Source organism: Vibrio sp. 2433-A1 (genome assembly GCF_056726085.1).
Genome location: NZ_JBRESC010000002.1, coordinates 62,953 through 89,563 on the forward strand (window position 1 = coordinate 62,953; position 26,611 = coordinate 89,563).

Below are 26,611 nucleotides of genomic sequence, written 5' to 3' on the forward strand. Positions count from 1 at the left end.
GATCACCAAGCGACTTTGGCGTTGATAATGGCAAAAAAAATAAGACTACATTGAAAGAGGCGAATTGATCGCCTCTCTTTCTTTTATTCGTTTATCGCGATCTCTCCTAAAGGCACATAACGTGCTTTGTTTTCTGTTCGGTAAAAGCTGATTTTCTTTATCTTCCAGCCGTAACGCAGATACTTGGTATCGGTTAGGTAATAGCCTTCTCCCATGGCAAAGCGTTCACGGTGTTCAACGCTTTTATCTGGGTCATTAAGAATAGCCGTTTCAGGGTGATTTAGACATGCTTTGCGCAGCTCTGGAAATAGGTTTCGAGAGTGTTTCGACCAAGCGAGAATAATAGTCTTCAACGTTTTGGTGTGAAACTCTCCTGCATACGGTTCACTGATTTCAGCGTCATAGTCTGTGAGTGTGGCAACAATCACGCCCTTTGCCCATTGTGGTACTTCTAAGGTTTCTTGAAACGCCTCTTCCGCTTGCTGGTGTTTACGCCACGCTCTTTCCCGCTCCTGTTGTTGAGCTTCTTCTTTCGCGGCTTCTTCGGCTTTAGCTTGCTCCTCGACCTGTTTAACCTGCATACGCCCTAGGTCTACGAATGAGTGGTCTAATTCATAAGTGTTTATGAGTTCGATTAACTGCTGGTGGTGTTTGTCATAAAGCCAAGGCTTATCGACATCCCCTTTATGCTGGCGATAATAACGAGCCATGCTTAAACAGTGCTCAGCAAAGCCTTGATCATTGCCACCACAACCTAAATCTAAGCGGCATTCGTGCTGATGTTCATTGTCAAAGGTCACGGTTACTTTTGTCTTATCGTACCCACCTAATGGATTGCGTTTAGCAACCTCCAGAGCTTTCTTTTCGAATTCATTAAAGTCATAGAGTGTCTCTTCAGTGAACTCGCGAGATTCAGACCACTGAACAAGTACCGTGATCGGTTTAATTTTTTTTGCCTCTGATGTGAGTAAAGAATCCTGTTGGTCTTTGGATGAGCTGTTTGGTTGTGTTGTTTGCATGAGTGCTTCCTTTTTACGAATAAAATAAAAAAGACCACCTTGTTATCAAGGTGGCCTCCAGATGGTGGGTGAACGTGTTTGTGGGTCGTTAAGCTGGTGGGTTGTGTTTAACGTATTAGATAGAATGCTTCTTTACAGCGTGATAGGGCGGTTCTGAGCCATTTATCCAGCACTTGCCTTGGTAGCCATTGATGAGCTGCTGAAATAGCCACATCTCAAAAGCAGATTTGGGTTTTATTGAGACATCAAAGCCATCGTCATCAAATCGTTGCCGTTCTTTCCAAGTTGCATCTAAATCACTTAGCTGCGTTTTTAACTCATCTAGTTGGGTTTGTTTTGAGGTATCTAATGGCGTTTTAAGCCATACCTCTAGGGTGTGACAATACGGCATCACTCCATAGTCTTTAGCATGATTCAGTGTGTTACGTAATGCACGTATCCAACCTTCTGCTTTGGTGTCACGACCATTGAGTTTGACATCTCCTGATTCAGCGGCTGCTGACCAGTCACAACCGTATTTCACGAGTAGTTGGTTGAATGTGTCTACACCACAGAACTGCCAGCTACGAGCTCGTTTGTTTGTCTCCGTGTCAAAGAGATTGCTAGAGCCAATGAGCATGTGGAGCATAAATAGGTCGTCTTCACGCAGTCTAAGTCTGTAACGTTCATACAGGGCTTGTTTGAGTTCGTTGGTGCTTTGGGTGTCTGTGTAGTTGAGGCGTTTTCTGAAGAAGGTACAGGCTTGCTGAGCGACATCTTCTTTTGGCATACGCAGTGCTAGTTGCTCATAGACAATGTCATAGGACATAAAGGGTTTCTCCTGTGAAAGAGTAAGGTAGTAAAATCGTGGTGATAGCTAGAAGCTAGGGAGCGGTGGTGGTTATCAACTGCGCTCAGGTATTAGCGGCTACGCAACTCGACTTGCTTGTAGACTCCCTTGGCTAAGTTAGCGATAAATTTGGATTCCCATAATGTGTATAGCTTGTCGATATTGGGGGCAGTCATACTCTTTAGGCCGGAGTATCGAGTGAAGACCGTGGCATGAGTGAAATCGAACTCAATGTCTTGCTCAAGTGTCGGGTAAGGGTATCCATTGAAGCTGAGGTCAGTGATGCAAAGGATTGTGTACTTGTTGTTAATGTCTTTCTTCAGTGCAATCTCAACAGGGTGGTAGCCTCCATGTTCAGCGGAGTAGTGCTTGTTACTGAAATGTATGGTGTGATGACTCTCTACGAGTCCTGTGTGTTTGTTTAGAACGTTGTTTAATGTATCCAGAAGAGCCAGAGAGATAGGCAAAGCTGTCTTGTTGAATGAAGTTGCGGGTAAGAGATTTCTATGCATAAGCAGCTCCTTTTTCTATCGGTGGGGTTATGCATAGTGATGAAATATATTTGAAAAGATTTTGATTCGAATGGATGGCAGGGGAGAAGGGCGTGATGCTGAATGGTGAGTCATTTCGGCTAAAGCAAAAAGTTACATATGAAACCGGAGTGCTGAAAGTTTGGTTTTGCGCATTGTCGACGTTCTAATTCTCCCGTATTCTCCGTGTTTCAAAATGGATAAAGAATTCGCGAGTGTACAACTCGGTGGTTGCTGAAATAGTAGCGATTAAAAAAATCAGCGACATAGTTAAAGTCAGCTTAGAAAAACACTTAGAGACTTGCCTTTAAAGATAGGCTCTCATCGGCTTCAAAGTCGGTGGCTTTTTGGCATTTAAGAGTGAAGCTCTCAAAGCGTAGATATAAGAGCAAGAAGTTCAGGTGAACTGAGCCTCCAAACACAATATGACGAACATGTGCCGACTGTTTTCACGATGTCGGTCAATAGTTGAAATGAATTGAGCAGAATATGAATAAGCAACAATTAGCGGCAAAAATCTGGGAATCAGCGAACCAGATGCGTTCAAAGATCGAAGCAAACGAATACAAAGACTACATCTTAGGTTTCATCTTTTATAAGTACCTCAGCGATCAACAGGTGCAGTTTGTCACCAAAGAAGGGATGACGTCTGATGAAATCAAAGCGCTAACAGAAGAAGACGCTGAAACAGTCAAGTACATTCAAGATAACCTTGGCTATTTTATTGCTTACGAAAATCTGTTTTCAACGTGGGTTGCTCCAACGTCCGACTTTGATGAATCAAACGTGCGTGATGCGCTTTCTGCTTTTAGCCGTTTGATTTCCCCTACTTACAAAAAGTTGTTTGAAGGCATCTTTACTACCCTAGAAACAGGGTTAAGCAAACTTGGCGAAAGTGCGGGTAAGCGAACTAAAGCCATCAGCGATTTGCTGCACTTAATCAAAAGTATCCCTATGAACGGTCAGCAAGGCTATGACGTTCTGGGTTACATCTACGAGTACCTGATTGAAAAGTTTGCGGCTAATGCGGGTAAAAAAGCCGGAGAGTTTTATACGCCTCATGAGGTCTCGGTTCTCATGTCGCACATTATCGCTCATGAGCTCAAAAATAAAGACACCATTGAGATTTACGATCCAACGTCCGGCTCTGGCTCACTCCTTATCAATATTGGTGAGGCTGTTGAAAAGTACGCTAAAAACAAAGACAGCATTACCTATTATGCTCAAGAGTTAAAAGCGAACACTTATAACTTAACTCGTATGAATCTCATCATGCGTGGTATTAAAGCCAGTAACATTAAAACCCGCAATGGCGATACTCTAGAAGACGATTGGCCATACTTCGATGAGAACGACCCACAAGGCACTTACGATGCTTTATACGTGGACGCTGTTGTCTCTAATCCGCCGTATTCACAGCAATGGGACCCTAGCTATAAAGATAGCGATCCTCGTTATTCGCGTTTTGGTCTAGCCCCAAAAACTAAAGCCGATTTTGCCTTTCTATTGCACGATCTCTATCACCTAAAGCCCGATGGTATTATGACCATTGTATTACCTCATGGTGTGTTGTTCCGTGGTGGTGAAGAGGGGGAGATCCGCAAGCAGCTGATTGAGCAGAACCACATCGATGCCATTATTGGTTTGCCGGGTAATATCTTCTTTGGTACGGGTATTCCAACCGTGATTTTAGTGCTCAAGCAAAAGCGCCAGAATACCGATGTCTTGGTTGTTGATGCGTCTAAACACTTTATTAAAGAAGGCAAAAACAACAAGCTGCAAGCGAGTGATATTAAGCGTATTGTTGATGTTGTTATCAATCGTGAAAGTATCGATAAATTCTCACAAGTCGTGAGTAAAGAAACTTTGCGCAGCAATGGCTACAACTTAAACATACCACGCTATGTGGACTCTTCAGCGGCGGCTGAAAGCTGGGATTTACACGCCACCATGTTAGGCGGCATTCCTAACAGTGAAATTGATGAACTCAATGCATACTGGCTTGCTTTACCACAGCTACGTGCTGCCTTGTTTACGGCTAAATCTTCCGCGTACAGTGAGCTGACTATTGCTAAAGACGCTGTTAATACAAGCATTAGCAGTCATCCACAGGTGGTTGAGTTTATAGCGGGTTATGAACAGGCTTTTGCAGGGTTTGATGAGGACTTAAACACCAAACTCATTCAAGATTGGGAAGGGGTTAAACGCAATCAAAAAGAGGCTTCATTAAGTGTTGAGCTATTTAACCGCCTAAGTCCTATTGCTTTAATCGACAAATATCAAGCTTACCAGCTCTTGAATAACCAATGGCAAATCATTAGCGCCGATTTAGAAATGATGCAAACCGAAGGTTTTGATGCGACTAAGCAAGTTGACCCAAACATCGTTATCAAAAAGACAAACGGCAAAGACACGGAAGTACAAGACAAAGCGACTCCATGGAAAGGTCACATTCTGCCTTTTGGCTTAGTGCAAAAAACTCACCTAAGCGACGACCTAGCAGCACTGGCTAAACAAGAGAATCGTTTGGCTGAAATCTCAAGTTCACTTGAAGACATTTTAGAATCGCTAAGTGAAGACGATAAAGAGCTTGCTACGGTCAAAGAAAGCAAAGATGCCTTTGTCAATGCTGAAGTAGCTAAGGCAGCTAAGGCATTCTTGAAAGAGCAGAAAGATGGGAACGTTAAGTTCACAGAAGATAGTCTTGTGCTTGAAGAAAGCTACAAGGCCAAAATTATTCGTGCTAACAAACTTATCAACGAAGAAAAGGCTCTAAAAAAAGCAGTGAAAGAGGCAGCAACTAAACTGCATCTTAAAACCAAAACTGCCATTGAGGGCCTAAGCGACGAGCAAGTGAACCACCTGCTGCATCTAAAATGGATCACACCATTGAGCAACGAGCTCGCTGCAATGCCAAGCAGCTTGATTACCCAGCTTACCAATAAGGTACAAGCCCTTGCGGATAAATACGCTGTAACCTATTCACAAGTCGCGAGTGACATCAAAACCACCGAAGATGAATTAGCGGAAATGATGGACGGGCTTACGGGTAACGAGTTTGATATGCAGGGCTTAGCCGAACTGACTAGCTTATTGAAGGGCGAATAAGATGAGTGTGGAAAATAAGGTGCCTGAGATTCGTTTTAAGGGATTTAGCTGGGAGTGGGATGCAGCACTTTTAAAAGATGTGTCAACATATTCAAACGGCGGTAGCTTTGAAAATGATGTTAAAGATGAAGGAAAGTATGAACTTGTTACTTTAAAGTCAGTGGATATGAACGGAAATTTAGTGTCTTCTGGGCGATGTATTGATGTGGAAGCACCAACTTTACCGAAAGATACTTTAGTCATGATTTTAAGCGAGCAATCTCCTGGCTTACTCGGTATGACAGCGAGAATACCAGTTAGTGATAAGTATGTGTTAAATCAGCGAGTAGCAGAAATTCGACCGTTGAAAAATATTGAAAGTTATTTTTTATCAATGGCCGTTAACAGGAATCAACGATATTTTAGTGAGCGTGGTGCAGGTACAAAAGTACAAAACATCTCAAAGCCAAATGTAGAAAATTACGAGTTTCTGATTCCTCAAAAGGAAGAACAAACCGCTATCGGCAACTACTTCCAAAAGCTCGATAGCCTAGTCAACCTGCATCAACAAAAGCATGACAAGCTCAGTCACTTGAAAAAAGCGATGCTGGAAAAGATGTTCCCGAAGCAAGGTGAAACCATTCCAGAAATCCGCTTTAAAGGGTTTAGTGGGAAGTGGGAGGAGAAAGAGCTAGGTAGTATTGCGCAAGTAACCATGGGGCAGTCGCCAAGTGGTCAAAATTATACAAATAATCCAAATGACTTTATTTTGGTTCAAGGTAACGCGGATTTAAAAAATGGGTTTGTTGTACCAAGGGTTTGGACTTCAGAAGTAACAAAAAAAGCGGTTAAGGGGGCTTTGATTTTTAGTGTCAGAGCACCTGTTGGGGAAGTCGGTAAAACTAATTATGACGTTGTTCTCGGCCGAGGAGTTGCTGCGGTATATGGCAATGAATTTATATATCAACAGCTACAAAAACTTAAATCTGATAACTATTGGCACAAGGTTTCGGCAGGTTCAACGTTCGATGCCATATCATCCACAGAATTAGCTTCGACGCTGATTTGGATTTCAAGTGAGCCAGAACAAGAAAAAATAGGTAATTATTTCCAAAAACTTGATACGCTGATTAACCAACACCAACAACAAATCACCAAGCTCACTAATATCAAGCAGGCTTGCTTGAGCAAAATGTTTGTTTAAGGAATGACAATGACCATTTTTAAAACCGAAGCGCAATTTGAGCTGGCTTTTATTGAAGTTCTCACCCAAAAAGGGTGGGAGTCGGAAATACTTAAAAACAAAACAGAGGCCGAGTTACTGCAAAACTGGGCAGACATTTTGTTTGAAAACAATCGCCAACAAGATCGCTTAAACGATGTGCCGCTGACTGTAACTGAAATGCAGCAGATTATTGAGCAGATAAAAGAGTTGAAAACGCCGCTCAAACTCAACGGTTTAATTAATGGTAAAACGGTCGCGATTAAACGAGACAATCCTGATGACTCGCTGCACTATGGCAAAGAAGTCAGTTTGAAAATTTATGACCGCCAAGAGATCGCAGCGGGTCAAAGTCGTTACCAAATTGTGCAGCAACCCAAGTTCGAACGAGGTAGCCCGTTACGTAATGATCGTCGTGGTGATGTACTGTTACTAATAAACGGTATGCCCGTTATTCATATTGAGTTAAAACGTAGCGGTGTTCCGGTCAGTCAAGCAGTCAACCAAATTGAAAAGTACTCTAAAGAAGGAATTTTTAGCGGCCTCTTTTCGCTTATCCAACTCTTTGTTGCGATGGAGCCAGATGAGGCTAAATACTTTGCTAACCCCGGCCTAGATGGCAAGTTTAACCCTGACTATCAATTCAGTTGGGCCGATTATAATAACGAACCTGTGAACCACTGGAAGGATATTGCCTCTACGTTGCTATCGATACCGATGGCACATCAGTTGATAGGTTTTTATACCGTCGCTGATGATACCGATGGGGTCCTTAAAGTCATGCGCAGCTATCAGTATTACGCTGCTAATGCGATATCGGATCGAGTAGCTAAAACCAACTGGAAGCAGTTAGGTGGTGTAAACAATAAAGACAGGCTAGGTGGTTATGTGTGGCATACCACAGGCTCTGGTAAAACCATGACCAGCTTTAAGTCAGCGCAGTTGATTGCTCAATCAAAAGACGCCGATAAAGTGATTTTCTTAATGGATCGCATAGAGCTTGGTACTCAGTCTCTCATTGAATATCAAGGGTTTGCCAGTGATGGAGAAGTGGTACAAGCCACTGAGAATACCCATGTACTGGTGACCAAACTAAAGAGCACTAAACCTGCTGATACTTTGATTGTTAGTTCCATTCAAAAAATGAGTAATATCTTTGAAGAAGTGGGTGATGAGGGAGTAGCAACAAACTCGGCTGATATTGAAAAAATTCGAGCTAAGCGCTTGGTGTTTATTATTGATGAGGCGCACCGCTCAACGATGAGCGCAGGAAAAGAAGATAAAGAAGGCATGTTGGTCAGGGTGAAAAAAACCTTTCCTAAAGCTCTCTTCTTTGGTTTTACAGGCACGCCCATTCATGAAGAGAACCAAGTCAATAGTAATACGACTACTGATGTGTTTGGTAATGAGTTGCACCGCTATAGCATTGCTGATGGTATTCGTGATGGAAACGTGTTGGGTTTTGACCCTTACAAAGTGTCTACCTTCAAGGATGGCGAACTAAGAGAAAAGATCGCTTTACAGCAAGCTAAGGCCGACTCGGTTATTGATGCGATGGCAGAGTCTGGCAAAAAGAAAAAATTTAATCACTTTATGAATGATGTGCCGATGGCGGGTTATAAAGACGCCGCAGGCAAATATCATAAAGGCATTGAAGACTATGTCCCTAAAAGCCAGTATTTGACGGATGCTCACCAAGAAAAAGTCGTCGCTGACATCTTGGATAAATGGGATGTGCTGAGCCAAGGCAGTAAATTTCACGCTATTTTAGCCACTAATAGTATCGCTGAGGCGATTGATTATTATCGCCGTTTAAAAGCAGAGAAACCTGAGCTAAAAATATCGGCCCTATTTGACCCTAACATTGAGAACGATGGTAGTGGTGACCGTGGCCCTACGTTTAAAGGTGATGGTCTAGAAGAGATTATGGCTGATTATAACGCCCGCTATGGCCTAGAGTTTGATTTTGCCCGTCACTCGGCCTTTAAAAAAGACATCGCTGCGCGTCTTGCCCATAAAGAGCAATATAAGAATATTCACAAAGAGCCTTCAAAGCAGCTAGACCTACTAATCGTGGTCGATCAAATGCTGACTGGCTTTGATTCCAAGTGGTTGAATACTCTGTACTTAGATAAAGTGATTAAGTATCAGAATATCATTCAGGCTTTCTCACGCACCAATCGTTTGTTTGGTCCCGACAAGCCTCACGGCATTATTCGTTATTATCGCTATCCACATACCATGGAGCAGCACATTAATGATGCTGTCAAACTCTACTCCGGCGACAAACCTATTGGGCTGTTTGTTGATAGGTTAGCAAGTAACATTGAACTTATGAATAGGGTGTCAGCGGATATCTCTGAGCTGTTTGTTAATGCTGGTATTGAAAATTTTGAAACGCTGCCAGACGATGTAGAGCTCTGCGCTAAGTTTACCGAATTATTTAATACCTTTAACAAGCACCTAGAAGCTGCCAAAGTACAAGGTCTGAATTGGGAGCAGTCTACCTACACTGACTCGTTAGAAAGCGAGAATGGTGCTGAGCGTGAGGTCACTCTGGCTATCGATGAACTCACTTACATGAGTTTAGTTCAGCGTTATAAAGAGCTTGCTGGCAAAGGGGATGGCAAGGGAGAAGGAGCGGGTGGTGATGTTCCTTTTGATATCAGTGGTTATTTAACAGAAATAGACACGGGTAAAATCGACGCCGACTACATGAATAGTCGCTTTGATAAATATCTAAAGGAGCTTAATCAGCACCAAGACTCTACTAGCGTTGAAACTACACTCAATGAGCTACATAAGTCATTTGCGTCACTAAGCCAAAGCGAACAAAAGTATGCCAAGCTCTTTTTACACGATTTGCAGCGTGGAGATGCGCAGTTAATTGAAGGCCATACTTTTAGAGACTACATCAATGACTATCAAAATCAGAAAGAACAGTTACGAATAGCCGCTATTGTTGAGGCTCTTGGTTTAGATAAGGATTTACTTCTTCAGTTGATGACTGGTGATGTGAATGAGCAGAACATTAACCGCTTTGGTCGCTTTGATACACTGAAATCAACGGTCGATAGAACTAAAGCAAAAGTCTTCTTTGAGCGTCTTGAAGGCTCGGCGATCCCCCCGTTCAAACTGAATATGCGGATTGATAAGTACCTTCAAGAGTTTATCTTTGGGCAAGCGGAGGATTTTCTGGGCGATGTTCGCTTAGGTGATCTCGAAGATATTAATAGTTAATAAGAAACTAATTAAAGAAGAGAAAGGCACTCAACACTAGCACTAAGAGCTAGCGAAATATGACCCTAATGTGAAAGTTTAAAATTTTTTATAACTTAAACATTTACTTCCAGTTATGAAGAGGCAGCTTTTGACTGCCTCTCCTATATGCACGAGCTATCAGCATATCGTTATGTACAATGCTTTAGCTAACTAGTAGGGTTAGTGAGTATTGAGGCTTGGTTGTCAGCTCCATAAAGATTAACTAACAGCCTTTAGACTTTTATAACCAGTTAAAGATAAATTACCGTAACTGGCTTGCTCGATATATTTATTCACCAGCTTATTATCAGACGTCTACGTTTAAGGATAACATCTAAATGACAATGTAATTTTTAACTAAATTAGTGACTTTTCCCAGTGCTTCTTTGCGCTCTTCAAGGTAATCATATCTATCGTAGATACCTTCTACACCTTTTAACTTGTGATTTAAACAGCGTTCAGCAATATGGCTAGGCACTTTAACTGAAGCTAGTAGGCTACGGCAGGTGCGGCGTAGATCGTGAACCGCAAAGTGTTTGATATCGCCCATTTTGTTTTCTGGTTGTACCTTACGCCCTGGCTCTCGGCCAAATAGCTTTGAAATAGCCCTGTTCAGTGTGTCTTTGCCCATGTGCGGTACTTTGCTTTCCCTTCTATTTGGGAAGACGTACTCCGAGCGACAAGCTCGCTGATGTAGTTCTTTAAACCATTCAATACACAGCTCCGGAAGCGGAATCGTGAAACCTGTTCCAGACTTGCTTCGCTCCGCTGGCAGGTGCCATAAAGCATGATCAAGATCGAACTCTGCCCATCTTGCTTCTATTAGCTCTGATTTGCGAACGCCAAGACAAAGAAGCAGAGCACAAGCTAGGTAATTGTCTCGATTGAAGCTATAAATGTTTTGGTTGAAGACGGAAAAAACATGTTTAATTTCTTCAAGCTCTAAGACCCGATCTCGGCTCTCTTCAATACCACCGGCATCATAGTTAGAAAATGCTAATGCAGGATTAGACTCAATAACACCAATCTTCATACCGTGTTTAAAAAGCTGCTTACAATACATTAGTGTGTCGTTAGCTGTGGTTGGACGGCCACTGTCTGCGACTATTTGGATGATATTACGGATATCTAAAGGTGTGACACGTTTCAACGTGTATTGACCAATTTGCGGAGAGATCTCTTTCTGGTAGATACGCTTAGGTATATTGGGGTGCTTGAGCCTTTTGGACAAATCCTTGTACCAGTCTTCGAAGAGATCATCGATTATTTGTATATCGGCTTGCTTACTCCGTTTTCTTTCTGCAATTGGGTTAATCCCTTCGCTTATTTGCTTTCGAAGCTCAGATGCTTTCAACCTTGCATCTGCAAGAGAAAGTTCATTGACCTTGCCAATAGTCACCTCCCTTCTTTTCTTAAAAAGGGTGTACCTTAGCATCCAGTATGGTCGGCCTACTTTAGGGATCATTAGATAGAAACCATCACCATCGGCATGACGACCTGTTTTTTGGTCTTTTACTAGCGCCTTAACTTGGTTGACGGTGAGATTACCCATCTCTATCTCCTTGAATCCATAGCTCTAATCGAAGTTATTATTACATCACTCTCCAGAAGTGGGGAGTATGTTGTGATATTTATACTACGGTGGGGAGTAAATAGCAAAGTTCTACCCATAATACTCCCCGTTTGTTCGTGGCTGTTGATGAATTTTATGGATGTCTATGGATGGTAAAAACAACAAAGCCCTTATAAATAAGGGCTTTATGGAAGTGTGTGGAGTAGAGGGGAATCTATTCTATATTTTGGATCTGTTCACGCATCTGTTCAATCAGAACTTTAAGCTCAACACCAGACGCTGTGATATCAGTGCTGATTGACTTAGAGGCTAGCGTGTTCGACTCACGGTTAAACTCTTGCATCATAAAGTCTAGACGGCGGCCACAAGCGCCACCTTTGTTCAGGATATTGGTAGCTTCTTTGACGTGCGAATCTAGGCGGTCTAGCTCTTCCGCTACGTCAGATTTTTGTGCTAGTAGGATTAGCTCTTGTTCTACGCGTGATGAATCAAGTTCAATTTTGGCTTCTTCAAACTTCGAGAACAGACGCTCACGTTGCCATTCTAAAATTTCAGGCATACGCGCACGCACTTTAACCACTTCTTCAGTGATCGCATCTAAACGCTGAACAATCAGCGCTTTCATGTTTTCGCCTTCACGGCCACGCGCTTCAATAAACTCGCTGACGGCTTCATCGAATGCACCTAGCAGGTCTTTGTTTACCGCATCCATATCTTGCTCAGACGTTTCCATTACACCCGGCCAGTTCATGACTTGGAATGGGTTTAGGCGGCTTTCTTCGCCCGTCATCTGCATTACTTGGTTTGCAGCATTGATCACTTGTTGTGCTAGGCTTTCATTGATGCTTAGCTCGCCTTTTGCCGCTGGGTTAGCTTCAAAGCGCAGTGCACATTCAACTTTACCGCGCGCTAGGCGCTTACGGAAACGCTCACGCAGCATTGGCTCTAGGCCACGGAACTGTTCTGGCAGACGGAAGTAGGTTTCAAGGTAGCGTTGGTTAACACTACGAATTTCCCATACGGCGCTGCCCCAATCGCCTTTCACTTCTTTACGTGCGTAGGCTGTCATACTGTAGATCATCGAATTTTCCTGTTTAATCATCTTTGAAAATAACGCGAGGCAATAGTAGCACAAATCTCGGATGGATAGCTTTGTAGAGCAAACTTCGCTATAATCCTGCTCCAACCAAAAACGTCTCCCCCTTCATAATAAGGTAGATGCCCATGCGTCCAAACGATCGCAAGGCGGACCAAGTTCGCCCAATCAAAATTACTCGTAACTACACAGCTTATGCAGAAGGTTCTGTATTGGTTGAATTCGGCAATACAAAAGTACTTTGTAATGCGACCGTTGAAGAGAACGTTCCACGTTGGCTAAAAGGTCAGGGTAAGGGCTGGGTAACGGCTGAATACGGCATGCTGCCACGCTCAACACACTCACGTATGCGTCGTGAAGCGGCAAGTGGTAAGCAAGGTGGTCGTACGATGGAAATCCAACGTCTGATCGCTCGTAGCTTACGTGCTGTGGTTGATCTAGAAGCAATGGGCGAAATCATGGTGACAGTAGACTGTGATGTAATCCAAGCGGATGGCGGTACGCGTACTGCGTCTATCTCTGGTGCGAGCGTTGCGATGGCAGATGCATTCCAACACCTAGTAGAGAAAGGAAAGTTAAAAGCGAACCCAATGAAAGGCCATGTTGCAGCTGTTTCTGTGGGCATTCTAGGTGAAGATATCCTTTGTGACCTTGAGTACACAGAGGATTCAGCAGCAGATACCGATATGAACGTAGTGATGACCGAAGATGGTCGCATGATCGAAGTTCAAGGCACAGCAGAGGGCGAACCGTTCACTCACGCTGAGCTGATGAAGTTGCTGGAGTCGGCGACCAAAGGTATTACCGAGATCGTAGCGGCGCAGAAGGCGGCGTTAGAAAATTGATTTTATTAAATAGCTTCCATTTGGAAGCTATTTTTTTGTTTTCTTCTTAGATAACTTAACAGCGTTGTTAGCTTCAACTTTTCACTCCATCACATAGCGCACTATGCTCAGGAGCTGAAAAGTATTGCTGCCTAGCTGTAAAGCTATCTACTTTGAAAACACTCTTGTAGTTTGAGTTATCTTTTCTAGGGACTAGAGACTAGGAACTAGAAACTAATAAACGGAGAAAGTAATGAAAGCATACCAGCGTGAATTTATTGAGTTTGCACTAGAGAAAGAAGTCCTAAAATTTGGCGAGTTTACTTTAAAGTCTGGCCGTAAGAGTCCGTACTTCTTTAACGCTGGTCTTTTCAATACGGGTCGTGACTTGGCGCGTCTAGGTCGTTTCTATGCAGCAGCGCTAGCGGATTCTGGCATTGAGTTCGACGTACTATTTGGCCCTGCGTACAAAGGTATCCCAATTGCGACGACAACAGCGGTAGCACTTGCTGATCATCACGATGTGGATACGCCTTACTGTTTCAACCGTAAAGAAGCAAAAGATCACGGTGAGGGTGGCAACCTAGTCGGTAGCGCGCTTGAAGGTCGTATCATGCTGGTGGATGACGTTATCACAGCAGGTACAGCAATCCGTGAGTCAATGGAAATTATCCAAGCAAACGGTGCGGATCTTGCTGGCGTTTTGGTTGCGATTGACCGCCAAGAGAAAGGTAAAGGTGAGCTATCTGCAATTCAAGAAGTTGAGCGCGACTTTGGCTGCGCAATCATTTCAATTGTTAGCCTGACAGACCTAGTGACGTTCCTAGAAGAGAAAGGTACTGACGCAGAGCACCTAGAAGCAGTAAAAGCGTATCGCGCTGAGTACGGCATTTAATTAAGCCGAGAGCTTCGAGTCGCTAGTTGCGAAAAGCAAGATAAAGAAAAAGGGTTGACGCTTTCACGTCAACCCTTTTACTTTCGAAACTCGAAACTCGAAACTCGAAACTCGAAACTCGAAACTCGAAACTCTACTTATATCGAATGCCTTTCTCGGCACTTTCATCTTCCATCGTCTTATAGCGCTTATGTACCCACATCCATTGATCAAGCCCTCTTAAGATGACTTTCTCGATGGCTTTATTCATCACAATAGCGGCACCTTCCGCATCCTTACGCGGAAAATCAGCACTAAACTCATCATCAACTTGAAGAGTATAATTTGTTCCTTTTCTGAAGCTTGATGCTGTCACGACCGCACATTTACTAGCATCTATGAGCACGCCGGTACCTGCTGTCGTACATGCCTTTTCTACGGCAAAGAACGGGACGAAAACGGAGTTACGACGGCCATAATCATGATCAGGTAAATACCACAAGCGGTCTCCTCTGCGTAATATTTTCAGCATTCCTTTCACGTTTTTACGGTCTACCATTTTATTTCCACAACGTGTTCTTCCCCAGGTTTGGATAAAATCATACACTGGGTTGCTATGTGGCCGGTAAACGCCATAACCCGGAGCAAAAGTAGCGAATGCTCTGGCGGTAATTTCTAAATTAAGCGCATGCGTACAAACAACCAAGACCCCTTTTTTGTTCTTATCCAACTCTATGATTGGTTCAATGTTTTGAAATTTGATAAGGCGTTTAAAACGCCATTCAGGCCAAAACCACGCAATCCCTGTCTCAACTAATGCCATCCCAGTATTTTTAAGGTTCTCTGAGACCAGTTGTTCTCGCTCGGACTCATCCATTTCTGGAAATGCCAGTTCCAAGTTACGTCTAGCAATCGCAACACGTTTTTTCGCCAGTCGTGGTGCAAATGAACCCATTCCACGCCCCATCGTCAGCAACAGTCGGTATGGGAGCAGAGTAACGATAAGTGCGAGCAGGCCAAAGCTAATCCAAACCCCCCAAAATTTAGGCAACAAAAAGTGTTTAGAGAATGGAGGTGAATAAGTCGTATTATCTTGAGTCATAATATTTACTTAATTTGTGCGCTTAGTAGAGCCCAGTACTCTTCGAAATTAGCAGTAGGCTGGTATTTAAAGTCAGAACGAACAAAGCGGTTAAGGCTACCTTCCACCTGTCCTAATAATTGGGCAGCTAAGATTTTTTCATCAACAGGGAAAGATTTACCTTCACGCAACTTACGCTCACGTAAAATTTGACGAATAGAGGTTTCGATACGCTCAAATAGTTGATTGATGCGTTCACGTAGACGTTCATTTTCAAACATCAAAGCGTGGCCGGAAAGGATTCGGCTCAGACCTGGGTTACGCTCTGCAAAAGCTAAGATCAGCTGCAATACTAATCGAATACGAGTCAGGGTATCTTTTTCTTCATCTAAGATACGGTTGATGCGAGACATTAATGACTCTTCGATGAACTCAATCAATCCTTCAAACATGCGAGCTTTGCTCGGGAAATGGCGATACAGAGCAGCTTCAGAAACACCAACTTGCTTCGCTAGCTTTGCAGTCGTGATGCGAGAAGCGCCTTCATTGGACTCCAACATTTCTGCTAATGCTTGCAAAATTTCTTCTCGGCGGTTGGATTTTCTTGTTCCGGCCATGAACTGTTTTCCTTCTGTTACCATTCTGAATTAAAGGCTCCGTTAATCTCGAAGCCAAATAGTATAAGCTCTATTACTTATCGCTGAGGATTACTCAATGAGAGCAATGGCTGTTTAGGCTTCTAGTCGCTGTGCGATAGTAAGGATGATTTGTGATGCAATCTGCTGCTTGGATGCTAGAGTAAGTGATTGCTTACCATCTTTCCAGTACATGGTGATGGCATTGTCGTCACTGTTGAATCCTTGTCCTTCTACTGAGACATCGTTAGCACAAATCATGTCAAGGTTCTTCTTTGTAAGCTTGGTGCGTGCGTAGTGTTCGACGTCTTGAGTTTCTGCTGCAAAGCCAACAGTAAACGGTCTTGATTCGCTAAGCTTGGCGACAGAAGCAACGATATCGGGATTCTTGACCATAGTAATCGTCATTTGGTCACTATCATCGGTCTTTTTGATTTTCTGCTCAGCGATGGTTTGTGGGCGATAATCAGCCACGGCGGCACAAGCGATAAAGATATCGTGTTTTGTTGCGTTATCCATCACGTTATCAAACATGCTTTGAGCACTATCGACATTAATGCGCTCAACGTTAGCCGGAGTTGCCAGTGACACTGGGCCTGAGACCAAAGTAACTTTTGCACCGAGCTGAGCTGCCGCTTGTGCTAATGAGAAGCCCATCTTGCCTGAACTATGGTTAGAGATATAACGTACAGGATCAATTGCTTCACGAGTAGGCCCAGCAGTAATAAGTACTGACTTACCTTGCAGAGGTTTATCACCAAAGAACTGTTCACAGCGCTCAACAAGCTGCATTGGCTCAAGCATTCGACCAGGGCCGACATCCCCACACGCTTGCTCGCCTGCAGCCGGTCCCCAAATGTGCATTCCTCGACGCTCCAGAGTAGCGATATTCTCTTGAGTCGCGAGATTACGATACATCTGTTGATTCATCGCTGGAGAAACGGCAATAGGGGAGTCCGTGGCTAAAACCAGTGTAGTGAGCAAGTCATTACCCATGCCCGCACTCATTCGCGCGATAAGGTCAGCCGTAGCGGGAGCAAGTAATACTAAATCTGCCCATTTCGCCAACTCAATATGTCCCATAGAGGCTTCAGCGGCAGGGTCTAATAAACTATCTGATACTGGTCTGCCAGATACGGCCTGCATGGTTAATGGAGTAATGAACTCTTTTGCTGCCTTAGTCATGACAACTTGAACTTCGGCGCCTCGTTCAATAAGGCGGCGTGTCAGTTCGGCACATTTATATGCGGCAATGCCACCACTAATGCCCAAAAGGATCTTTTTGCCAGCGAGTGTTTGCATGATGATCTTCCTTAAAAATACTGCCCGTAAGATACCATGGCTGCTATTTACGTGCCTAGTTTCGGTATCTGAGATATTGAAGTTGAAATATGAGTCAGCACGCCAAACGGCCTACTTTGATTGTAATTAATACATTAATTATGAGGAGTTAGCTCGTGTTCCAGCGGTTAACTTTCAGCTGCTCGTGGTTGTTTAAGTACTCTCTTGGCTATAAATCAGCCAGAGAGTCTATAAATGAATGCGCTACCCAAAGAATCCATGCCGCGAGAGAAGTTACTTTCACATGGTCCACATTCGCTCACCGATGCTGAGCTGTTAGCGATATTTCTGCGCACCGGAACGCAGGGAATGAACGTATTAGCGTTATCAGACCAGCTTATTAAAGAATTTGGCTCACTAAGAGCGTTACTTTCAGCTGATCTTGATGAATTTTGTGGTCATAAGGGGTTAGGTGTGGCTAAGTTTGTTCAATTGCAGGCGACGTTAGAGATGACTCAGCGCTATTTGGCTGAAACACTTAAGCGGGGTGAAGCGTTGACGAGCCCAGAACAGACCAAGCTCTATTTATCCGGATTACTAAGAGATAAGCAGCGTGAAGAGTTTTATGTACTATTTTTAGACAATCAGCACCGAGTGATTTGTGGTGAGCCACTATTTCAAGGCACGATTGATGCGGCCTCTGTGTATCCTAGAGAGGTGGTGAAGCGTTCATTAGAGCATAATGCAGCCGCTTTAATTCTTGCTCATAATCACCCTTCAGGCGTTGCAGAGCCTAGCCAGAGCGACCGAAGAATTACTCGGCGTATTATAGATGCTTTGGTTTTAGTCGATATTCGAGTTTTAGACCATTTTGTGGTTGGAGATGGTGAAATTGTTTCCTTCGCAGAACGTGGTTGGATTTAAATCACATTTTTAGTTGTGAGTTCGCTGATTTCTGCTACAATCCCCCGACATTTTTTAGCACATAAATCAGCTCTGCCTAAAAAAGATCAGGAAAACCTGTAAAAAGGATCTGTTCGGGTCTTGAGCAATGCTACTCAAGTTAGTATAATGCGCGACCTTTGATAGCCTTGTATGGGTTTCCATAGCGGTATAAGACCTCAAACTTCTAATTTAGAAACTGAGAGGTTCGGCCACCAAGGTTGATATCGAGCTGAAACGATTTTGGAGAAGACATTCATGTCACGAGTATGCCAAGTAACTGGTAAGCGTCCAGTAACGGGTAACAACCGTTCACACGCACGCAATGCTACTAAGCGTCGTTTTCTGCCGAACCTACAAACTCATCGTTTCTGGGTAGAGAGCGAAAAACGTTTTGTTAAACTACGTCTATCTGCTAAAGGTATGCGTATCATCGACAAGAAAGGCATCGATGCTGTTCTTGTTGATATCCGTGCAAACGGCGAAAACGTTTAAGAGGAAATAGACAATGGCAAAGAAAGGCGTACGTGAGAAAATCCGTCTAGTATCTTCTGCAGGTACTGGTCACTTCTACACGACTGATAAGAACAAGCGTAACATGCCAGGCAAATTTGAGATCAAGAAATTTGATCCAGTAGTTCGCCAGCACGTTATGTACAAAGAAGCTAAAATCAAGTAATTGATTCTTCTTTGAACTTCCTTCGGGAAGCGTGAATTGAAACCCAATCATAGCAATATGATTGGGTTTTTTATTGCTAGAAGAAAGCTCGGACTTCGTCCTGCGAGTTTCGAGTGCGGCTTCGCCTCCGAGTTTGAAGTTACGAGCATTGAGTTGACACTAAAGCTTACTTATGCAAAATTTTTCTCGCCACTCGCCACTCGCCACTCGCCACTCGCCACTCGCCACTCGCCACTAGCTAGTCTTTCCACTTTGCAGAAGCTATTATCTAGTCACTATCTTCTAGGAACTTCTTTTCATGCGAGTGTCACCTGCCCGTCGCCGACGTTGGAACAACATCCTGATTCTGGGTATTATTGCCTTTATTGGTTTGCTGAATTTACCAACGTTAATCAAAACCTACTTAATTGATAAGCCAGCGGTTGTCAGTCAGCACCCGTATCTACTCAATCCAACTCAAGATATTCAAGCGCTGCATTTTGCTAATTGGTCACTAGAAAATAACCAAGGCCGTTGGCGAAGCTCTATTCCTAGTGCGATTCCAGAAGCTGACCTCGTAAAACGCTGGCAAGAGCTAGTGGGTACAGAAGTTAATCAACAAAGCTTTGATGATTTGAAGCCTCAATTAGGCTCACCTGAAACTATCGAGGTGTGGTATTTCGATCAAGAAGAGCCGCAAAGGATCACTTTTTACCAAACTCCGCAGTTTTGGCTGCTGAAAAATTGGCAGGGCAAGTGGATAGCAATCTCAGTCGAACCTCGTTATCTTATGCCTGAATAGCCACATCATAGGACATTGTCATGCCTGAATTACCTGAAGTAGAAGTCAGCCGGATGGGAATCTCTCCACACTTGATTGGAGAAACCGTTGCTAAGCTGACATTTCGCACGCCAAAGCTGCGTTGGGATATTCCCCAAGAGTTAAAGCAGATGGAAGGACAGGTTATTCGCAACATCTCTCGCCGAGCCAAATACTTGCTGATTGAGACCGATGTAGGCTGTGCGATTGTCCATTTAGGTATGTCTGGTTCATTGAGAGTACTGAATGCTGAAATTGCACCAGCCAAACATGATCACGTCGATCTCAAGCTAACTAATGGTAAAGTGCTACGCTACAATGACCCAAGACGTTTTGGAGCTTGGTTATGGACGGAAGATGGCAGTCATACTGCGCTTGGCGCAATGGGGCCTGAGCCGCTAACAGATGAATTTAATGCTGACTACATAGCCGAAAAAGCCAAAGGGAAGCGTGTTGCAGTTAAACAATTCATTATGGACAACAAGGTGGTTGTCGGAGTGGGGAACATCTACGCCAATGAGTCTTTATTTAGCGCCAGAATTCATCCAACTCGCCCAGCAGGCAATATAACGAGCAAAGAGTGGGCATTACTTGTTAGTGAGATTAAGCAAGTACTCAATACTGCTATCAAACAAGGGGGTACAACCCTCAAAGATTTTGCTCAAGCCGATGGAAAACCGGGCTATTTTGCTCAGGAGTTGCAAGTGTATGGCAAAGCTGGTGAGCCTTGCCCAATTTGTGCAGAGCCGATCTCAGAGCAGAAGATAGGTCAGAGAAATACGTTTTTTTGTGGTAATTGTCAGAAGTAAAGTCAAGATGTCCGTTTTCTTACACAGTATTACTAAGATTGCGTGAAACATATGTACACTCAAGATATAATTTGTTCCTTTGTTTCGCCACATATTGTTGTAGGAGATACCTTAAATGGTGCAACCCATTGAGCATGTGTTTGTTATTCACGTAAGTGAAGGATATGACGAAAGACGAGAACATATCGACAAACATTTACCAGAGTCAGGTCTGGAACGCTTCGAGTATATGCTTGATGGTGATATTAAGGATTTGACAGAGGACGTTTTAGGAACACTTTTTAAAGGTAGTGACCAAACGCCACCAGAGCAGTCATGCTTTTATAAACACTATCTTACCTATAAAGCTATAGTAGAGAGGAAAATCCCCTTTGCTTTGGTGTTGGAAGATGATGCTTACTTAGCTAGTGAGTTTTCTAAAAAGCTAGATTCAATACTTCAAGAGTTAAACGGAAAGTCAAATTACTTAGTTAATATTGAAAGTGCTTATCTTAGTGTTCCCCTAAAGTATCGAAAATGCAATCAGCATATCTACTTAGCGAGTCATACAAAGATGACTGGTGGTTATATTATTGATTACGTGGCGGCAAAGAAACTCTATAATTACCTTAATCAATATCCAGTTCATTTACCTATTGATACCTATCAAAGCGAAATGCGTGATGTAATTGGCTTCAATATATATTGGTCTCAACCTGCTTTAGTTCAGCAAGGGAGTAAAAATGGTACTTTTGCGAGTGCTATTAACGCTGAAGGTACAGGGGTAATGGACAAAGTGCGCTATTTAATAAAAAACTGCCATAAAAAATATATTTGGAGTCATGTAAATAAACGAGTTTTAAGAGTTTTTAATAATGTTAAATATCATAAAGAGTAAGAAACTCCCCTCAGTATTGTTTCTTATTCCAGTTGCATGGATGACTACTGGAATGTTGTGGGATGGGGATGGAGATATGCGTTTGGTGCCAATGGTTTTGGTCATTGCTGCTATTTCCATGTTTCAGTTTCGCTTTGAGGTAATCAAAGATAATTTTAAGAATAGTTTTTGGATTAAATTGCTGCTTATCAATGGATTATTTGGTGCTATTGCATACGAGGTGTATGGGTTTGACTCGAGAGAGTTAAGGGCTACTTTAGTTGTGTTAGTTTTACTAGTGGTGACCCCTCGACGTTTGTTTAGTAAGAATATTATGCAATGGGTTCTTTTAGTCGCTGCAATTTTCTGTGTACTATATGGCTACTATTATCAATATTATATTCACTTATTTCGTGGTGACTGGCCTATCAATGCAATTCCATTTGCTACTATTTGCGGTTTGATTCTTCTCACTGCTCTAGGGCTCTTTTTTACTCATTTCGAAGAGAAATCATTGATTGCTATACTCTCGTCAATTATTCTTTCTTTGGTCAGTTTATTACTAAGTCAATCTCGTGGCCCCCTAATCGCCCTATTATTAGTTGCATCATTTCTTCTAATATATGCATCGCAAAAAAAAAGCAAGTCTTTGACGATATTTGTTTTGCTTGCAATTTTTGTCTCTATAGTAGGGGTTTCGCAGCTTCCAGTCATAGAGAAAAGGGTGGAAATAACCATTCAAGAATATAACCAAATCAAGGAAGGAAAGTTTAACTCTCCTGTTGGGGAGCGTCTTCAGATGTTCCATATAGCTAGTGACCTATGGTTGAGTAACCCATTGGTAGGGTATGGTACAGATATAAAAGTTGAGTTTGATAGGTTGGAACAGGAAAAAAAAATTGAGCCTTATGTAAACAGACTTATCTCTATGACATTCCACAACGGGTATTTAGATAAATTTGTTCTTTATGGTGTTGTTGGTGGCAGCATCTTTCTAACTTTCCTTGTCTATCCTATTTGGCTTTCTAGGGTATATTCTATTGAAAATGGTTCAGCATTGTTGTGGCCTCCTGCACTATTTGTTGCAATCTGTAATATATCAGATGCGCCATTCATTAATGCCCAAGCCGCAATCTACTATATGTTTATAATCGGTAGCGTTACTATGATGTTGTCAAATAAAAAGGAGATTGAGTGAAAATACTGTACTATCTCAAGCACGCCTTTTTGGAATTGATACCACGATTCTTGTTTGATTTTCGCCAGCGTTCATTAGAAAATAATTATGCTAATCATAGTGATTGGATACAAGCGCGGGTGAATTATTATTGCAAGATTGATAGTCATTTTGAACTTAGTAACCAATTCACAAAGATTTCCGATTACAAACGCAAAGGTTATACATCTTATTACTTTGATCTAAAAGAATTCCTGCACTACTTCCCTAAATCATATCGATTTAACTATTACTTTGGCGATGAAACACATATAGAACCCGTTCCTACGCTCTTTAAAGCTAGGCCGATTGAAGGCGATAACTCCAATTCAGTACTATTCAAGCTAGATAAACGCAGGCACTTTCGCTTTGTACAAGACCGACTTAGTTTCGCTGATAAAAAGAATGGTGCGGTATTTCGAGGTGCGGTGACCCAACCACATCGAATTCGATTTATGCAGGAAATGTTTGACCACCCCTTAGTTGATGCTGGCCAGTCAAACTGCTCAGATGAACACCCTGAATGGCAAAAGCCATTTATGTCTGTTGAAGAGCAACTTCAATACAAATTCCTGATCTGTTTAGAAGGGAATGATGTTGCCTCCAACTTAAAGTGGGCTATGTCTTCAAACTCTGTAGTGGTTACACCAAAAATGAAGTTTGAAACTTGGTTTATGGAAGGCACTCTTAGAGCGGGTGTTCATTATATCGAAGTGAAAGATGATTGGTCTGACTTTGAAGAAAAGATTCAGTATTACATCGATAATCCACTAGAAGCAGAAAAAATCGTCAGAAATGCTCATGATTATATCGCTCCATTTAAAGATGCGAAGCTAGAGCAGTTAGTATGCATTAAGACATTAGAACGATACTTCGAGCTATCCGGGCAGTTAGAGAAAAAATAAGCAATGGAAAAAATTCTAATCGTAGGCCCTTCTTGGGTTGGTGATATGGTCATGTCTCAGGGTCTGTATATTGAACTTAAGAAACAATATCCAGACTCACAGATAGACGTGTTAGCGCCAGCATGGTGTAAAGCTATCCTTGAGAGAATGCCACAAGTTGACCAAGCGCTAGAGATGCCACTTGGTCATGGACAGTTTGACCTCAAAACTCGTTACCAAATGGGTAAGCGATTAAGAAATTCAAACTACACTCAAGCTTATGTTTTGCCTAATTCGGCCAAGTCAGCTCTGATCCCATTCTTCGCTAAAATTCCTCAACGAGTTGGCTGGAAAGGGGAAATGCGTTTTGGCCTTCTCAATGATATTCGCACCAATAAAAAGTCGTTCCAGTATATGCTAGAGCGCTATGTTGCTTTAGCTCACTCAAAATCTGCGATGACAGGTAGTGGGTGTTTAGGTGAGTTGAAAGATTTGCCGTATCCAGCTTTAAGTTTACAGGCAGATACTCAGCAAGCAACAATGCAGCAGTTTGGGCTTACTGAAGAGCGTCCGATTCTTGGTTTATGCCCAGGAGCTGAGTTTGGGCCTGCTAAGCGTTGGCCAGAGGGGCACTTTGCTCGCGTGGCTTCAGAGATGATTAGTAAGGGCTACCAAGTCTGGCTATTCGGTTCAGCAAAGGATCGTGAAGTGACTTCTGCCATTATCGAACAGGTCGTTCCTGAGAATCAGCAACATTGCTACAACCTAGCGGGTAGTACTTCTTTAGTTCAAGCTGTCGACTTGATTGGTGCATGTAAAACGGTTGTGAGTAATGACTCAGGACTAATGCATGTCGCCTCTGCGGTGGGTTGTAACGTCGTTGCAGTATATGGTTCCAGCTCTCCGAAATATACCCCGCCACTCACTGACAAGCTGGCTATTCTAAATACAGATATTGAATGTCGCCCTTGTTTTGAACGTACTTGCCCTAAGCAGCACCTTAAATGCTTACAAGAACTTATGCCAGAGAAGGTTATTGAGGCAATTACTAAACTCGATGCTTTGGTAGTGGGTTAATGGCTGTATTAGTTCGCTTAGCTTATAGCTTGTTACTAGCATGTGTTAGCCCCTTACTACTTTGGGGGCTTTATCGTTCAAAACCTAATAAACCCAAGTTTGGCCAGCGATGGAAAGAGCATTTTGGCTTTACACCTAAACTGGATACTCAGAAAAAAGGTGTCATTTGGGTTCATGCTGTTTCTGTAGGGGAGGTTCTGGCGAGTAAGGGGTTAGTGAGTCGCTTAGCCGAGCAATACCCGGATAAGCAACTACTGGTCACTACGACAACCAGTACTGGCGCTGAGCAAGTCTCTAAATTGGGTAGTCATGTTACTCATCGCTATATGCCAATCGATTTCTCTTGGTGCGTACGTAAGTTTCTTAACGTTATTAAGCCTGAAGCAATGCTAATTATTGAAACAGAGCTATGGCCTAACACTATACATACTGTTGCTTCGCACAATGTACCTATGATGCTTGTGAATGGTCGCCTATCTCAGAAGTCATTTTCAAACTATCGGAAGCTTAGCTTACTGATATCACCAATATTGCAGAAACTGTCGACAATAATGACGGTTCACGGTGATGATGCAGAGCGCTTTCGACAATTAGGAATTAGTAGTAAAAAGGTTATTTATACTGGTTCTATAAAGTATGATGTGAAAGTTGATGAAGAGTCATACCACCAAGGCCAAGAGTTAAAGCTTCAATTTGGTGATAACCGTAAGGTCTTGGTTGCAGCAAGCACGCATTTCGGTGAGGACGAGCAAATCCTTTCTGCTTTTAAATCTGCAAAATTGGAACATCCAGAATTACTACTTGTACTTGTTCCACGCCACCCTGAGCGCTTTGATTCTGTGGCTGAACTTGTAATAAATGAGCAGTTATCTTTGGTTAGGCGAAGTAGTGGAAGTTTAGATAGGTTACCTGAAGGTACAGATGTCTATTTGGGTGATACTATGGGGGAAATGATCAAGTTTCTTGCAGCTAGTGACCTTGTTTTTATGGGAGGGAGCCTTCTCGGAGATAAGGTTGGTGGACACAACTTTATCGAGCCCGCTATGCTCTCTAAGTTGACTATTACCGGTCCAAGTTATTATAACTTTGCCGATCTTGGCCGGCAGCTTATTACAGCAGGCGCTCTAGAAGTTGTTGAGAGTGAAGAACAATTATCCTGTAAGGTTATTGAGTGCTTATCGTCATCTAAAAAGTTAGAGCAAGGTGGTAGGGCGGCTTTGTCCGTTGTAAAACAAAACCAAGGTGCGCTTCAGCGCAGTATCGATATTATCATCAGAGTTATAGAGAGTTCTAAGTGATTAAAACATTCATCATTCATGTCAGCAAAGGTTATGAAGACCGCCGTAAGCATATCGATAGTCATTTGCCAGCAATTGGTATTACTGATTATGAATATATGCTTCGTGGTGACATTGACGATTTGACTCCTGACATCCGCTCTAACTTTTTCTCTAGTTGTTTATCGCTTCCTCAAATGTCTTGTTTATATAAACATTACCTTGTGATGAAAAGGGTTGTTGATGAACAAATACCGCAAGTGCTTGTGCTTGAAGATGATGCGTTATTAGATAAGAACTTCATTAGCATACTAGAACAGTTCCGTAACGAAGCTTTGGGTGAAATTGGCTACGTGATTAATATTGAGGAGGCGTCAAATCTAGTGCCTCTTAGTGTCCGTAATGAAGATCAGTCTTTATATTTGTGTGCAACGAATAAATTAACGGGCGGTTTAGTTTATGACCTTGAATTTGCTAAAAAGATGGTTGGCTACTTAGAAAGTACAGTTACAGATGCTCCCATAGATGGGCTTATTGGCAATGTGCGAGAAGAGCTAGAATATAATATCTATTGGACGCATCCGCCAATTGTACGACAAGGTAGTAAGACAGGTATCTTTGAGAGTGAATTGAGTGGTAGAAGCTCGGGTTTATATGCGACGGTTAGAAGTTGGTTCAAAGAAGGCTATCGAACACATATTCGAAGCCATCTAAGTAAAAAGCAAAAAGCTCTATTTGAAAACGTAACGAAGTACTGACC

Annotated in this window: 24 protein-coding genes; 16 read left to right on the forward strand and 8 right to left on the reverse strand. The window is 42.7% G+C overall.

The genetic code is table 11. The features are described 5' to 3' along the window. Positions 1-83: 83 nt before the first annotated feature. The 3 genes from ACU01J_RS02770 to ACU01J_RS02780 form a co-directional block, all read right to left on the reverse strand. Positions 84-1,019, reverse strand: a complete 936-nt coding sequence (locus tag ACU01J_RS02770) for an LPD25 domain-containing protein (RefSeq protein ID WP_481084313.1) — start codon at positions 1,017-1,019, stop codon at positions 84-86. 115 nt (positions 1,020-1,134) lie between these two features. Further along, the gene (locus ACU01J_RS02775) at positions 1,135-1,827 is read right to left on the reverse strand and encodes a hypothetical protein (RefSeq protein ID WP_481084314.1); all 693 of its coding nucleotides are present in this window, start codon (positions 1,825-1,827) and stop codon (positions 1,135-1,137) included. A 92-nt stretch (positions 1,828-1,919) separates the two neighbouring features. Beyond that, positions 1,920-2,360 (reverse strand): DUF2787 family protein, encoded by a 441-nt coding sequence (locus ACU01J_RS02780; protein ID WP_481084315.1) that lies wholly within the window; start codon positions 2,358-2,360, stop codon positions 1,920-1,922. 507 nt (positions 2,361-2,867) lie between these two features. Between ACU01J_RS02780 and ACU01J_RS02785 the strand changes: the two genes are divergently transcribed. Genes ACU01J_RS02785 through ACU01J_RS02795 form a run of 3 tightly spaced genes read left to right on the forward strand, consistent with a single transcriptional unit; the run spans position 2,868 to position 9,927 of the window. After that, entirely contained in the window at positions 2,868-5,486 is a 2,619-nt protein-coding gene (locus ACU01J_RS02785) for a type I restriction-modification system subunit M (protein ID WP_481084316.1), read from the forward strand. Between the two features lies 1 nt (position 5,487). After that, positions 5,488-6,669: a restriction endonuclease subunit S gene (locus ACU01J_RS02790; RefSeq protein ID WP_481084317.1), complete on the forward strand. Its 1,182-nt coding sequence runs from the start codon at positions 5,488-5,490 to the stop codon at positions 6,667-6,669. Positions 6,670-6,678: 9 nt separating this feature from the next. After that, on the forward strand, positions 6,679-9,927 hold the full coding sequence (locus ACU01J_RS02795; RefSeq protein ID WP_481084318.1) for a type I restriction endonuclease subunit R, EcoR124 family: 3,249 nt from the start codon (positions 6,679-6,681) through the stop codon (positions 9,925-9,927). A gap of 355 nt (positions 9,928-10,282) precedes the next feature. Here ACU01J_RS02795 and ACU01J_RS02800 read toward each other — a convergent pair whose 3' ends face one another. Then, positions 10,283-11,500 (reverse strand): tyrosine-type recombinase/integrase, encoded by a 1,218-nt coding sequence (locus ACU01J_RS02800; RefSeq protein ID WP_481084319.1) that lies wholly within the window; start codon positions 11,498-11,500, stop codon positions 10,283-10,285. A gap of 235 nt (positions 11,501-11,735) precedes the next feature. Continuing rightward, positions 11,736-12,602 (reverse strand): YicC/YloC family endoribonuclease, encoded by an 867-nt coding sequence (locus tag ACU01J_RS02805; RefSeq protein ID WP_481084320.1) that lies wholly within the window; start codon positions 12,600-12,602, stop codon positions 11,736-11,738. Between the two features lie 143 nt (positions 12,603-12,745). On the opposite strand from ACU01J_RS02805, the gene rph reads away from it, so the two are divergent. Continuing rightward, on the forward strand, positions 12,746-13,462 hold the full coding sequence (gene rph, locus ACU01J_RS02810) for a ribonuclease PH (RefSeq protein ID WP_004410877.1): 717 nt from the start codon (positions 12,746-12,748) through the stop codon (positions 13,460-13,462). 232 nt (positions 13,463-13,694) lie between these two features. After that, a complete protein-coding gene (pyrE, locus tag ACU01J_RS02815; protein WP_005472617.1) occupies positions 13,695-14,336 on the forward strand; it encodes an orotate phosphoribosyltransferase in 642 nt (213 codons plus the stop codon). 133 nt (positions 14,337-14,469) lie between these two features. On the opposite strand, the gene lpxL is transcribed toward pyrE, so the two are convergent. The 3 genes from lpxL to coaBC form a co-directional block, all read right to left on the reverse strand. Then, positions 14,470-15,417, reverse strand: coding sequence for an LpxL/LpxP family Kdo(2)-lipid IV(A) lauroyl/palmitoleoyl acyltransferase (gene lpxL, locus ACU01J_RS02820; RefSeq protein ID WP_481084321.1), 948 nt, complete (start codon positions 15,415-15,417; stop codon positions 14,470-14,472). A 5-nt stretch (positions 15,418-15,422) separates the two neighbouring features. Continuing rightward, positions 15,423-16,013: a nucleoid occlusion factor SlmA gene (gene slmA, locus ACU01J_RS02825; protein WP_004410873.1), complete on the reverse strand. Its 591-nt coding sequence runs from the start codon at positions 16,011-16,013 to the stop codon at positions 15,423-15,425. A gap of 114 nt (positions 16,014-16,127) precedes the next feature. Then, entirely contained in the window at positions 16,128-17,333 is a 1,206-nt protein-coding gene (coaBC, locus tag ACU01J_RS02830) for a bifunctional phosphopantothenoylcysteine decarboxylase/phosphopantothenate--cysteine ligase CoaBC (protein WP_481084322.1), read from the reverse strand. A gap of 234 nt (positions 17,334-17,567) precedes the next feature. Here coaBC and radC point away from each other — a divergent pair, with 234 nt between their 5' ends. The 11 genes from radC (at position 17,568) to ACU01J_RS02885 (ending at position 26,609) form a co-directional block, all read left to right on the forward strand. Beyond that, a complete protein-coding gene (radC, locus tag ACU01J_RS02835; RefSeq protein ID WP_481084323.1) occupies positions 17,568-18,236 on the forward strand; it encodes a RadC family protein in 669 nt (222 codons plus the stop codon). 276 nt (positions 18,237-18,512) lie between these two features. Continuing rightward, on the forward strand, positions 18,513-18,749 hold the full coding sequence (gene rpmB, locus ACU01J_RS02840; RefSeq protein WP_004410867.1) for a 50S ribosomal protein L28: 237 nt from the start codon (positions 18,513-18,515) through the stop codon (positions 18,747-18,749). A 13-nt stretch (positions 18,750-18,762) separates the two neighbouring features. Then, positions 18,763-18,933 (forward strand): 50S ribosomal protein L33, encoded by a 171-nt coding sequence (gene rpmG, locus ACU01J_RS02845; protein WP_004410866.1) that lies wholly within the window; start codon positions 18,763-18,765, stop codon positions 18,931-18,933. Positions 18,934-19,231: 298 nt separating this feature from the next. Continuing rightward, positions 19,232-19,714 (forward strand): hypothetical protein, encoded by a 483-nt coding sequence (locus ACU01J_RS02850; protein WP_481084324.1) that lies wholly within the window; start codon positions 19,232-19,234, stop codon positions 19,712-19,714. Positions 19,715-19,734: 20 nt separating this feature from the next. After that, on the forward strand, positions 19,735-20,541 hold the full coding sequence (gene mutM / locus ACU01J_RS02855) for a bifunctional DNA-formamidopyrimidine glycosylase/DNA-(apurinic or apyrimidinic site) lyase (RefSeq protein WP_481084325.1): 807 nt from the start codon (positions 19,735-19,737) through the stop codon (positions 20,539-20,541). 115 nt (positions 20,542-20,656) lie between these two features. Beyond that, entirely contained in the window at positions 20,657-21,418 is a 762-nt protein-coding gene (locus ACU01J_RS02860) for a glycosyltransferase family 25 protein (protein WP_481084326.1), read from the forward strand. After that, on the forward strand, positions 21,396-22,595 hold the full coding sequence (locus ACU01J_RS02865) for an O-antigen ligase family protein (RefSeq protein ID WP_481084327.1): 1,200 nt from the start codon (positions 21,396-21,398) through the stop codon (positions 22,593-22,595). Before ACU01J_RS02860 ends, ACU01J_RS02865 begins: the two co-directional genes overlap by 23 nt. Next, positions 22,592-23,518: a glycosyl transferase family 90 gene (locus ACU01J_RS02870; protein ID WP_481084328.1), complete on the forward strand. Its 927-nt coding sequence runs from the start codon at positions 22,592-22,594 to the stop codon at positions 23,516-23,518. The genes ACU01J_RS02865 and ACU01J_RS02870 overlap by 4 nt, the downstream gene beginning before the upstream one ends. Positions 23,519-23,521: 3 nt before the next feature. Further along, positions 23,522-24,574: a lipopolysaccharide heptosyltransferase II gene (gene waaF / locus ACU01J_RS02875; protein ID WP_481084329.1), complete on the forward strand. Its 1,053-nt coding sequence runs from the start codon at positions 23,522-23,524 to the stop codon at positions 24,572-24,574. Then, the gene (waaA, locus tag ACU01J_RS02880; RefSeq protein ID WP_481084330.1) at positions 24,574-25,872 is read left to right on the forward strand and encodes a lipid IV(A) 3-deoxy-D-manno-octulosonic acid transferase; all 1,299 of its coding nucleotides are present in this window, start codon (positions 24,574-24,576) and stop codon (positions 25,870-25,872) included. Before waaF ends, waaA begins: the two co-directional genes overlap by 1 nt. Then, complete coding sequence (locus tag ACU01J_RS02885) at positions 25,869-26,609, forward strand: glycosyltransferase family 25 protein (RefSeq protein WP_481084331.1); 741 nt, start codon at positions 25,869-25,871, stop codon at positions 26,607-26,609. Before waaA ends, ACU01J_RS02885 begins: the two co-directional genes overlap by 4 nt. Positions 26,610-26,611 lie beyond the last annotated feature (2 nt).

Excerpts from the sequence above, each read along its gene's own strand:
- ACU01J_RS02770 (WP_481084313.1), bottom strand. The coding sequence starts at position 1,019 with ATGCAAACAACACAACCAAACAGCTCATCCAAAGACCAACAGGATTCT.
- ACU01J_RS02775 (WP_481084314.1), bottom strand. The coding sequence starts at position 1,827 with ATGTCCTATGACATTGTCTATGAGCAACTAGCACTGCGTATGCCAAAA.
- ACU01J_RS02780 (WP_481084315.1), bottom strand. The coding sequence starts at position 2,360 with ATGCATAGAAATCTCTTACCCGCAACTTCATTCAACAAGACAGCTTTG.
- ACU01J_RS02785 (WP_481084316.1), top strand. The coding sequence starts at position 2,868 with ATGAATAAGCAACAATTAGCGGCAAAAATCTGGGAATCAGCGAACCAG.
- ACU01J_RS02790 (WP_481084317.1), top strand. The coding sequence starts at position 5,488 with ATGAGTGTGGAAAATAAGGTGCCTGAGATTCGTTTTAAGGGATTTAGC.
- ACU01J_RS02795 (WP_481084318.1), top strand. The coding sequence starts at position 6,679 with ATGACCATTTTTAAAACCGAAGCGCAATTTGAGCTGGCTTTTATTGAA.
- ACU01J_RS02800 (WP_481084319.1), bottom strand. The coding sequence starts at position 11,500 with ATGGGTAATCTCACCGTCAACCAAGTTAAGGCGCTAGTAAAAGACCAA.
- ACU01J_RS02805 (WP_481084320.1), bottom strand. The coding sequence starts at position 12,602 with ATGATCTACAGTATGACAGCCTACGCACGTAAAGAAGTGAAAGGCGAT.
- rph (WP_004410877.1), top strand. The coding sequence starts at position 12,746 with ATGCGTCCAAACGATCGCAAGGCGGACCAAGTTCGCCCAATCAAAATT.
- pyrE (WP_005472617.1), top strand. The coding sequence starts at position 13,695 with ATGAAAGCATACCAGCGTGAATTTATTGAGTTTGCACTAGAGAAAGAA.
- lpxL (WP_481084321.1), bottom strand. The coding sequence starts at position 15,417 with ATGACTCAAGATAATACGACTTATTCACCTCCATTCTCTAAACACTTT.
- slmA (WP_004410873.1), bottom strand. The coding sequence starts at position 16,013 with ATGGCCGGAACAAGAAAATCCAACCGCCGAGAAGAAATTTTGCAAGCA.
- coaBC (WP_481084322.1), bottom strand. The coding sequence starts at position 17,333 with ATGCAAACACTCGCTGGCAAAAAGATCCTTTTGGGCATTAGTGGTGGC.
- radC (WP_481084323.1), top strand. The coding sequence starts at position 17,568 with ATGAATGCGCTACCCAAAGAATCCATGCCGCGAGAGAAGTTACTTTCA.
- rpmB (WP_004410867.1), top strand. The coding sequence starts at position 18,513 with ATGTCACGAGTATGCCAAGTAACTGGTAAGCGTCCAGTAACGGGTAAC.
- rpmG (WP_004410866.1), top strand. The coding sequence starts at position 18,763 with ATGGCAAAGAAAGGCGTACGTGAGAAAATCCGTCTAGTATCTTCTGCA.
- ACU01J_RS02850 (WP_481084324.1), top strand. The coding sequence starts at position 19,232 with ATGCGAGTGTCACCTGCCCGTCGCCGACGTTGGAACAACATCCTGATT.
- mutM (WP_481084325.1), top strand. The coding sequence starts at position 19,735 with ATGCCTGAATTACCTGAAGTAGAAGTCAGCCGGATGGGAATCTCTCCA.
- ACU01J_RS02860 (WP_481084326.1), top strand. The coding sequence starts at position 20,657 with ATGGTGCAACCCATTGAGCATGTGTTTGTTATTCACGTAAGTGAAGGA.
- ACU01J_RS02865 (WP_481084327.1), top strand. The coding sequence starts at position 21,396 with ATGTTAAATATCATAAAGAGTAAGAAACTCCCCTCAGTATTGTTTCTT.
- waaF (WP_481084329.1), top strand. The coding sequence starts at position 23,522 with ATGGAAAAAATTCTAATCGTAGGCCCTTCTTGGGTTGGTGATATGGTC.
- waaA (WP_481084330.1), top strand. The coding sequence starts at position 24,574 with ATGGCTGTATTAGTTCGCTTAGCTTATAGCTTGTTACTAGCATGTGTT.